Source organism: Mesorhizobium sp. M4A.F.Ca.ET.090.04.2.1 (genome assembly GCF_003999085.1).
Taxonomy (GTDB): Bacteria; Pseudomonadota; Alphaproteobacteria; order Rhizobiales; family Rhizobiaceae; genus Mesorhizobium.
In genome coordinates, this window is the sequence record NZ_RZOT01000565.1 from 1 (window position 1) to 3,833 (window position 3,833).

A 3,833-nucleotide genomic window follows, 5' to 3' on the forward strand; every position below is an offset into this window, starting at 1 on the left:
GCTCAATACTTCTCCGGCACGTAAAGCTCGCGCGGCAGCACCTGGCGCTCGTATTCGGGATTGAAGACGCGCTCGGGCAGCGTGATCTCCTCGTGCGGAACCTCCTCATAGGGAAACTGCTGCAGCAGATGGTCGATGCAGTTCAGCCGGGCGCGCTTCTTGTCGTTGCCCTCGACGATGAACCAGGGCGCCTCGGGGATGTTGGTACGGGCGAAGGTCTCTTCCTTGGCCTTGGTATACTGCTCCCACCGCACGCGCGACTGCAGGTCCATCGGCGACAGCTTCCACTGCTTCATCGGGTCGTGGATGCGCATCAGGAAGCGCATCTGCTGCTCCTCGTCGGTGATCGAGAACCAGTATTTGACCAGCGTTATGCCGGAGCGCACCAGCATGCGTTCGAATTCCGGCACGTCGTGGAAGAATTCCTCCACCTGGTCCGGCCCGGCAAAGCCCATCACCCGCTCGACGCCGGAGCGGTTGTACCAGGAGCGGTCGAACAGCACGATCTCGCCGCCGGCAGGCAGATGCGGCACGTAGCGCTGGAAATACCACTGCGACTTCTCGCGCTCGGTCGGCGCCGGCAGCGCCACGACGCGGCAGATGCGCGGATTGAGCCGCTGGGTGATGCGCTTGATGACGCCGCCCTTGCCGGCCGAGTCGCGGCCTTCGAAGATCACGACGACCTTCTTCTTGTGGTAGGCCACCCAGGACTGCAGCTTGATCAGCTCGGATTGCAGCCGCAGCAGGTCACGGAAATATTGCTGCCGCTCGATCGAAGGCGGATGCGAATCCTTGTAGATCTTGGCGATCTCCAGCGACAGCGCCGGCTCCGATAGCTCCAGTTCGTAGTCCTCGTCGAGCGTGTCGGCGAGTTCGGCTTCCAGCCAGTCCCTGGCTCCGGAATTCGATTTCAGTTCGTTCATCGTGCTGCTCCGCGTGCCAGCCTGCCATGTGTGGTGGGATGACACCCTGCTGCCGCGCGCCATCCTGAGCCGACTTCAATAAAGGCCGGCAATGACGGTTTTATTGCAATACCGTCGCTTGAGATTTGAACGACCGCTCGCCGCGACAGGGCGACAAACCGGTGAACTTGTCCTACAAATATGCGTTCTCATTCGGGCAGCCCGCTCGTGGCGCCTCTCCCAATGCAATCGCGAGGATCTCAAATGGAATACCGCACACTCGGCCGTTCCGGGCTGAAGGTTTCGACGTTGACGCTCGGCACCATGACCTTCGGCGGCGCCGGCGCCTTCGCGGCGGTCGGCAAGACCGACCTCAATGAAGCGAGCCGGATGATCGATCTCTGCATCGATGCCGGCATCAACCTCATCGACACCGCCAATGTCTATTCGAACGGGATTTCGGAAGAGATCATCGGCGAGGCTCTGGGCGGCAAGCGCAAGGACGACGTGCTGATCGCCTCCAAGGCGCGCATGCGCATCGGCAAGGGTCCCAACGACGAGGGCCTGTCGCGCCATCACCTGATCCGCGAGTGCGAGAAGAGCCTGAAGCGGCTGAAGACCGATGTCATCGACATCTACTTCCTGCACGAATGGGATGGCGTGACGCCGCTGGAGGAGACGATTGCCGCGCTCGACACGCTGGTGAGCCAAGGCAAGATCCGCTATGTCGGCTGCTCGAACTATTCCGGCTGGCAGGTGATGAAGGCGCTCGCCATCAGCGACAGCAGCCACCAGCCGCGTTTCGTCACCCAGCAGATCCACTACACGCTCGAGGCCCGCGAGGCCGAATACGAGCTCTTGCCTATCGCGGTCGACCAGGGGCTCGGCGTGCTGGTGTGGAGCCCGCTCGCCGGCGGATTGCTCAGCGGCAAGTACGACCGCAACAGCCCAACCGCCCGCCAGCTCGGCGGCTGGTCGGAGCCGCCGATCCGCGACCAAGACCGGCTGTGGCAGATCGTCGACGTGCTCGTCGACATCGGCAAGGCCAGGGGCGTATCGGGCGCGCAGGTGGCGCTCGCCTGGCTGCTCGGCCGGCCGGCCGTCTCGTCGCTGGTGATCGGCGCCCGCAGCGAGGCGCAGCTCAAGGACAACATCGCCGCCGCCAGCCTGACTCTGTCCTTCGACGAGCGTGCGCGGCTCGACGCCGTCAGCCGGCCGCCGGTCCTCTACCCCTATTGGCACCAGCAGCTGACGGCCAAGGGCCGCTTCGGACCGGCCGACCTGGTGCTCGACCGCAGCGATATCTGAGGGGCCGCAACGGGTCAGCCGGCGATGAAGCGCCAGACTTCGGGATCCGGTTTGACCTGGCCGCTCAGCACGAAATATTTGTAGAGGACGAGCAGCGAGATCGCCTGTTCGTCCCGCTCGTTGCGGAATTTTCGGCAATAGGCGTTGGCGGCGGCGACGATGCGTTCGGCCTCGGCCGGGTGCCTTTCGAAATGACGCACCTTGTCGGCGAGATCGGAGAAGTCAGGCGCCAGCTGCACATAGTGGACACCGGCCCTGACCTCGCTTTCGGTGAACCAGGTCTCGTAAGTCGGTGGCGGCATCAGGCAGAGCGAGTTCGAGCTCATGATCCATTTGAGGTTGGTCGCGACATCGTTGCCTTCGAGCGAGACAATGTAGCGGTAGCGCCGCTGCTCATCGATGGTGAGATAGGGTTTTTGGTATTCGGCCTTCGCGTCCTTTTTCGGCGTCCCGACATCGCAGATCGGCAAGTGGCGCACCGCATCGAGGAACCGCGTGCGGATCGGGTTGTTGAGATCGCCGCGCCAAACCACCAACGGACGCTTGTCGGCGAAGGGCTGCCGGTCGGCGGGCATCTGGAAGTGGCGGAACTTGTCCAGCTTCATCAGCACCGCATTGCCGTTGCCGTCCATGATCGGCCGGTCCTTGACGATCGCCGGCATCTTGGGAACGTCGATGACATCGCCAAATTCGAGGTCGATGAGCAGCACCGGATCAAAATAGCGGGCAAATTCCTTGAGGTCGTAATAATACATGCTCGGCGAGAACGGCAGCCGGCTGACCGGCACCGCTGCCGGGCTCGGCACAAAGGGCTGCTGCAGCCTGTTATAGAAGTTCACCCGCTCGCGGACCGAGCCGTCCGACCGCCGTGCCTGCTCAAGCCATCCCCTCAGCCGGTGGCGGAACAGCGCCTGCGGAGCGAGGTCGCGCGCGAAGTTGCGCGCGTAGTAAAACACCTTGGCTGCGGTTCGGAGAGGCGTGGCCATCGTTGGTCACCTGGACTGGGGGCAAAATGCTCTTAGCATCAGTCCGTCGAACTTTCACACTGCAAACTGCACGGCACCGCCGGCCGGCCGAGAGCCGGCTGGGTTGGCGGGCGCAATGCCGCGCAAGCCATTGTGCGGGTGACGGTTCAGTCCAGGGCGATGGTCGCGATCACGCGGCGACGACGGCGAAGCCCCGGGCCCGCAGGCCGCGCCGGTCGTCGCGCAGCGACGTCACCAGCCGGTTGCGGCTGCCGACGATATGGGCTGAAAGCAATCGCGCCGCCGCTTCCGCATCGCCCACCCGCACAGCCGCCAGTACGGCATGATGCTCCGCCCATGCGCGGCCGAGTGCCGCCTCGTCGCGTACCTCCAGCCAGCGCGCGCGGGAGAGCCTGGTCATCGCATCGCGCACCGCCCGAAACAAGAATTCGTTGCCGGAGAGCCTGGCCAGCTCGATGTGGAAATCCATGCCGATGCGGCGCCATTCCTCGCGCGGAGTGCCTGCATCGCAGGACTCCAGCATCGCCTCGATGGCGTCGACGGCGCTTCTGTCCTCCAGCAGGCAGGTCAGCCTGACGGCGGCCACCTCGACCGCCTCGCGATAGACGGCGATTTGTCCGAGTTCGGCCAGATTGAC

At 64.0% G+C, this 3,833-nt stretch carries 4 protein-coding genes; 1 reads left to right on the plus strand and 3 read right to left on the minus strand.

All coding sequences use genetic code 11. The features are described from left to right. Positions 1–2: 2 nt before the first annotated feature. Positions 3–923, minus strand: a complete 921-nt coding sequence (gene ppk2, locus EN781_RS28150; RefSeq protein ID WP_126054956.1) for a polyphosphate kinase 2 — start codon at positions 921–923, stop codon at positions 3–5. A 243-nt stretch (positions 924–1,166) separates the two neighbouring features. Between ppk2 and EN781_RS28155 the strand changes: the two genes are divergently transcribed. Continuing rightward, positions 1,167–2,210 (plus strand): aldo/keto reductase, encoded by a 1,044-nt coding sequence (locus EN781_RS28155; protein WP_126054957.1) that lies wholly within the window; start codon positions 1,167–1,169, stop codon positions 2,208–2,210. 14 nt (positions 2,211–2,224) lie between these two features. Here EN781_RS28155 and EN781_RS28160 read toward each other — a convergent pair whose 3' ends face one another. Beyond that, entirely contained in the window at positions 2,225–3,196 is a 972-nt protein-coding gene (locus EN781_RS28160) for a glycosyl transferase family 90 (RefSeq protein WP_126054958.1), read from the minus strand. A gap of 169 nt (positions 3,197–3,365) precedes the next feature. Continuing rightward, a partial coding sequence (locus EN781_RS28165) for an FCD domain-containing protein (RefSeq protein WP_145965670.1) occupies positions 3,366–3,833 on the minus strand: 468 nt, incomplete at its 5' end.

Excerpts from the sequence above, each read along its gene's own strand:
- EN781_RS28155 (WP_126054957.1), top strand. The coding sequence starts at position 1,167 with ATGGAATACCGCACACTCGGCCGTTCCGGGCTGAAGGTTTCGACGTTG.
- EN781_RS28160 (WP_126054958.1), bottom strand. The coding sequence starts at position 3,196 with ATGGCCACGCCTCTCCGAACCGCAGCCAAGGTGTTTTACTACGCGCGC.
- ppk2 (WP_126054956.1), bottom strand. The coding sequence starts at position 923 with ATGAACGAACTGAAATCGAATTCCGGAGCCAGGGACTGGCTGGAAGCC.